Source organism: Sandarakinorhabdus sp. (assembly GCF_032115815.1).
In the GTDB taxonomy this organism is placed as follows: domain Bacteria; phylum Pseudomonadota; class Alphaproteobacteria; order Sphingomonadales; family Sphingomonadaceae; genus Sandarakinorhabdus.
The window spans coordinates 1-5,248 of the sequence record NZ_JAUMBI010000146.1; the positions used below are offsets into that span (position 1 = coordinate 1).

Genomic DNA, 5,248 nt, shown 5'->3' on the forward strand with positions numbered 1-5,248 from the left:
CGCTGCGCGTGTTGCCGCGCGAGATGGGCGGCCACCCAACCGTGCTGCGCGCGATGGTGGCGCGCACCATGTTGTTGTTCCTGGTTGCGGTCGCGCTGGATGGCGCCACGCACGCCGTCGCCCCGCCTGGGCCATTGATGCGGCTGGTGGACAACATCTTCACCATTGCTCTTGCCGTGCAGGGCGCGCTGTGGATTCGCGAACTGGTGCTGGGGCTGGTGCACCGTCGCGCCGGCAATGGGGGCGAGGATTCAGACTCGCTGGGCAGCGCCGTGGGCGTCATCAATGTGCTGGTCAACGTGGTGGTCTGGCTGCTGGCCGCCATCCTGATCCTCGACAATCTGGGCGTGAATGTCACCGCGCTGGTGGCCGGCCTGGGCGTGGGCGGCATCGCTATCGGCCTTGCCGCGCAGGGCATTTTTTCCGATCTGTTTGCAGCACTGGCCATCCTGTTCGACCGGCCGTTCCGGGTGGGGGACACGATCAGTTACGGCACCTCCACAGGCACCGTGGAGCATATCGGGCTGAAGACCACCCGCATCCGATCCTTGTCGGGGGAGCAGCTGGTAATGGCCAACACCAAGCTGCTGGAGCAGCAGGTGGCCAATTTGCGTCGCATTGAAGAACGGCGCGTGGTGCTGAATTTCGGCATTGTCTACCAGACCCCGCCTGATCTGATGGAGGCGCTTCCCGGCCATCTGCAGGCCATTGTGGACGCGCAGGCCGATTGTCGCTTCGATCGCGCCGCGTTCACGGGGTTCGGCCCGTCCAGCCTGGATTTCGAATTGATCTTCTTCGTGACCGTTCCCGATCTGGAGGCCATGACCGCGGCGCGGCAGGCGGTGGGCTTTGCCATCGTGCGCCGCTTTGCCGAACTGGGCGTGGAGTTCGCCTATCCCACCCAAACGACCTTCACCGCCGCGCCCGATGGCCGGCTGATTGATCCAACCCAGATCACCGAACGCCCGCGCTGATCGCTGCTGTGCGGCTTCCAGTGAGTTCGCGCGGACCGAAAATGAACAAGGCATTGCGCAGAACCTAATTTTGACTTTCATATCGGTAAAAAATACGTTATGTTTTGGTTAATTGAGCTATGTTTTGAGTGTGCGCGGCTGGGCAGCCGCTGTGTTGAGGGGAGTAGTAAAATGACGAAGATGCTGAAATTGGCTGCGATCATGACCGCGGCGCTGGCCATGCCGGCCGCAGCTGCCGTGACATTCAACGTGGGAATCGGCTCGCCGGTGGACGCGATCCCGGGGAACAACAATTTCCAGAGCAACCTGAACGCTGCCGGCCTGTATCAATACACGGCGGGTGGCGCGACCATCTCCCTGTCGGGCAAGGCCACGGTCACCTTCGAATTTCTCGGCTCCGAAAGCGGGTTCAACGACAGTTTCTCGGCTGGCGGTGGCGCCATTACCGTTTCGGAAAACAGCAGCTTCACGGCATGGAACCCCGTTGCGTTGGGTTCGCTGGTCTACAACGCCGGTTCGATCAACGATTGGATCTTCACCTCTTCGGGCGGTGCCCAGAACAAGGGCATCGGTACGCTGGAGTTCGGCATCTTCCTGCCGCGCGGCGCTGTGGCCAACGGCCTCTATTCGTCCAACGTGCTCTATCTGGGCTTTGACGATCAGATCAACGGCGATGACGACAACCATGATGACATGATCATCCGGGTGACCGCCGAAGATTTTGGCGGCCAAGGCGCGGTACCGGAACCGGCGAGCTGGGCGATGCTGATCGCTGGCTTTGGCTTGGTCGGCGCGGCTTCGCGTCGCCGCCGCGGCGCTGCCAGCGTCGCTGCCTGATCCATCTCCGATGGCATGACGGCGCGGTGGGATGTTTCCCGCCGCGCCGTTTTGTTGAGTCGGCGGCTTCTGCGCAACCCAGTTGATCGAAGGATCAAAGCGCCGCTTCGTGGCGGCGGCAACTTTGCTCGGCGGGGATACACCCTTTCGGGTGCGAATCCCTTGCTGTGGCGCGAGAACAAACTGGACTTGGTTGAATAAGGCAGTGCCGACCACATGGCAGCAACGCCACATGGCCGGCACTTTACCCGGCAGATGCCGCCCGATGCACGGGCGGCGGAATCAGATGAGGCCGCCAGTGTGCGCCGGCGGCGGGCCGACACGCCAACCAGGCCAAAGCCAGCCAGCAGCATCGCCCAGGTGGCCGGTTCCGGCACGGCGCCGCCGCCCGGATTGATCACTTCGGTCGCCGCGAAGCTATCGAATTCGAAGGCCACACCTTCGGAGCGCAGGCGCAGGCCAGTGATGACTTCGCCGGCGCCGGCGATGAAATTGACCCGGCGATTGGTCGCCGGCTGGCCTTGGTTGCCATTTGACGGCGGTAGCGCACCGCCGGCAATGCTGAAGATGGTGGCGCCGCCTGCTCCCAGCACATCGACGAAGTTATAGGTGTCGATCGAGCCCCAATAGAAACTGATCGAGGACAGGTTCGGGGTGGAAAGGATGGCGCTGTTCGGGTTGATTCGGCTCGACACGTAGCCAAAACAACTAGCGGTGCCGCCGACACCGACCGCCGGCATGGCAGCGCCGTTGATGGAAGCGCAACTGGTGGCGATACCTCCGTTCCAGCTGTAGCCGGCCGCGTTGGGACCATCGAAGCTGACGACGATCGACTGGCCCACAGCCGGGCCGGGATCGGGAGCACCAAAGGTGCCGGTGACAGTGACGGCCTGTGCGGCCGAGGTAACAACAAGACTGGCAACAAGGCCAAGCAACTTACGCTTCATGATACACCTTTTTGTTAACGGAAACTTTATATAACAGACACGGGGCAGCGAGCCAAGTCGCGTTCATAGTATGTTAACTATAATGTTCAGGCGGCGACCTGTACTTGCCGACCGCGCCGGCGGGCTACGGCACCCACCAGGCCCATGCCAGCGATCAGCGTCGCCCAGGTGGCCGGTTCCGGTACGCCGCCGCTGCCGGGCATATTGCCGGGGGCCAGCGTGGCGGCGAAATCATCGAATTCAAAGCTGCGGCCACGTGCCCAGAAACGCAGGCCGCCGATGGTTTCAGTCCCATTGGCCGTTATCGACAGACGGCGATTGCGGCCGCTGCCACCACCAGCATAAGCGACCGGATCGAAATCGATTGTGGAAAGATGCACGAAATGGATGGGCTTCAGATCAGCCCCCAAGCACCCACAGCCAGTTATGGGAATCCATCGTGCCCCAATAGAAACTGATCGAGCTCAACGCCGGCGTGATCAGAGTCGCCACCGGATCGGCATGCGCACTCGATACAAAGCCATAGCGGGAGGTGTTCCGGGCCGGCGTGGTGTGTGCCCCGTGCACGGTGCCGATGGCCGTGGCCAGTCCACCGGTCCAGCTGAAGCCGGGCGTGGCCGGCGCGTCGAACGTGACGACCAGTTGCTGGCCGGGCAGCGGGCCCGGATCAGGCGCGCCGGCAAGGGTGGTCACCGTGACGGCGCCGGCATCGGCGCTCGCGATCAGGGCGAGCGCGGCCAGGGCGAAAGCGGCGGCGGGGTGATGGCTGGTCATGACGGGCGATCCTTTTTTGATCGGCGTGCCGGGGGCGGCAGTGCGGATGCCCAATTCCAGTAACGACGGGTTATGGTTAATACCAAGTAATCATAAAGTTAACAGCGAGGCGTTCACCACGATTCTGCTGGGTTGACGCGCACGGAAGCCGGGGCCTAGGCTGGCGGCAAATCAGATCATGGGGAGAGACGTGCATGGCCGGAAAATCACTGACGCTGGATGAGTTTCGGGCTTTGGCCGGAACCGAGGTCGGCGTGTCGGACTGGATCGAGGTCCCGCAGGAAAAGATCAACGCCTTTGCCGAAGTGACCGGCGATCACCAGTTCATCCACGTGAACCCGGAATTGGCCGCGCAAACGCCGTTCGGCACCACCATCGCGCACGGCTATCTCACGCTCAGCCTGCTCTCCGTCATGGCCTATCAGGCGATGCCGGGCATCAAGGGCACGCGCATGGGCGTGAACTATGGTCTCAACAAGGTGCGGTTCATGGCGCCGGTGAAATCCGGCCGCAAGGTGCGTGGCCGTTTCACCATCGCCGATGTGTCGCAGCGCCCGGATGGCGCGTGGCAGACCACCACCAATGTGACGGTCGAGATCGAAGGCGAAACCAAGCCCGCGCTCGCCGCCGAATGGATCACCTTGCAATATGTGGGCTGACGCCCGCTGAACTGACACAGGAAGGATTATCTCATGCGTGAAGCCGTTATCGTTTCCACCGCCCGCACGCCGATCGGCAAGGCCTTCCGCGGTGCGTTCAACGCCACCCCGTCGCCGACGCTGGCCGGCCATGCCATCGCCCACGCCGTGAAGCGTGCCGGCATCGAAGGCGCCGAGGTGGACGACGTGGTGATGGGCTGCGCCCTGCAACAAGGTGTGCAGGGCGGCAACATTGCCCGCCTGGCGCTGCTGCGTGCCGGGCTGCCAGTCACCGTGTCGGGCCAGTCGATGGATCGCCAATGCTCGTCGGGCGTGATGTCGATCGCGACCGCTGCCAAGCAGATCATGGTCGATGGCATGCAGATCTGCATCGGCGCCGGTGTGGACAGCATCTCGATGGTGCAGAACGACAAGATGCGCGTGGGCATGGACCCCAGCCTGGTCGCCATGCACCCCAACATCCACATGCCGATGCTGCAGACTGCCGAAGTGGTGGCCAAGCGTTACAACGTCAGCCGCGATCGCCAGGATGAATATGGCTATCAGAGCCAGGTGCGCACCGCCGCAGCGCAAGCCGCCGGCAAGTTCGACGATGAAATCGTGCCGATGACCGCGACGATGGCGATGGTCAACAAGGAAACCAAGGAGGTCACCACCCACGAGATCACGCTGTCCAAGGATGAAGGCAATCGCCCGGAAACCACGCTGGAAAGCCTGAAGGGCCTGAAGCCGGTGATCGAAGGCGGCGTCATCACCGCCGGCAACGCCAGCCAGCTTTCCGATGGTGCCTCGGCCAGCGTGCTGATGGAAGCCAAGGAAGCTGCCCGCCGCGGCCTCACCCCGCTGGGTGCCTATCGCGGCATGGCGGTGGCCGGGCTTGAGCCCGACGAAATGGGCATCGGCCCGATCTATGCCATCCCCAAGCTTTTGAAGGCCAACGGCCTGACCATGAACGACATCGGCTTGTGGGAACTGAACGAAGCCTTTGCCGTGCAGGTGATCCACTGCGCCGACGTGCTGGGCATCGATCCTGAACTGCTCAACGTCAACGGCGGCT

Annotated in this window: 5 protein-coding genes and 2 pseudogenes; 4 read left to right on the forward strand and 3 right to left on the reverse strand. The window is 62.9% G+C overall.

Annotation, left to right across the window (positions count from 1 at the left end; genetic code table 11):
* Both RT662_RS08485 and RT662_RS08490 read left to right on the forward strand, forming a co-directional pair.
* Positions 1 to 974 (forward strand): mechanosensitive ion channel family protein (locus tag RT662_RS08485; protein WP_313670274.1); only part of this gene is annotated, 974 nt, incomplete at its 5' end.
* A gap of 171 nt (positions 975 to 1,145) precedes the next feature.
* Complete coding sequence (locus RT662_RS08490; protein ID WP_313670275.1) at positions 1,146 to 1,811, forward strand: PEPxxWA-CTERM sorting domain-containing protein; 666 nt, start codon at positions 1,146 to 1,148, stop codon at positions 1,809 to 1,811.
* Between the two features lie 287 nt (positions 1,812 to 2,098).
* Here RT662_RS08490 and RT662_RS08495 read toward each other — a convergent pair.
* The 3 genes and pseudogenes from RT662_RS08495 to RT662_RS08505 all read right to left on the reverse strand — a co-directional run.
* Positions 2,099 to 2,197 (reverse strand): annotated as a pseudogene (locus RT662_RS08495) (PEPxxWA-CTERM sorting domain-containing protein); the annotation flags it as partial.
* Between the two features lie 647 nt (positions 2,198 to 2,844).
* Positions 2,845 to 2,949: pseudogene (locus RT662_RS16225) on the reverse strand (PEPxxWA-CTERM sorting domain-containing protein); the annotation flags it as partial.
* A 208-nt stretch (positions 2,950 to 3,157) separates the two neighbouring features.
* The gene (locus RT662_RS08505) at positions 3,158 to 3,532 is read right to left on the reverse strand and encodes a hypothetical protein (RefSeq protein WP_313670277.1); all 375 of its coding nucleotides are present in this window, start codon (positions 3,530 to 3,532) and stop codon (positions 3,158 to 3,160) included.
* Between the two features lie 194 nt (positions 3,533 to 3,726).
* Between RT662_RS08505 and RT662_RS08510 the strand changes: the two genes are divergently transcribed.
* Both RT662_RS08510 and RT662_RS08515 read left to right on the forward strand, forming a co-directional pair.
* A complete protein-coding gene (locus RT662_RS08510) occupies positions 3,727 to 4,191 on the forward strand; it encodes a MaoC family dehydratase (protein WP_313670278.1) in 465 nt (154 codons plus the stop codon).
* Between the two features lie 33 nt (positions 4,192 to 4,224).
* The coding region (locus RT662_RS08515; protein ID WP_313670279.1) for an acetyl-CoA C-acyltransferase at positions 4,225 to 5,248 on the forward strand (1,024 nt) is incomplete at its 3' end.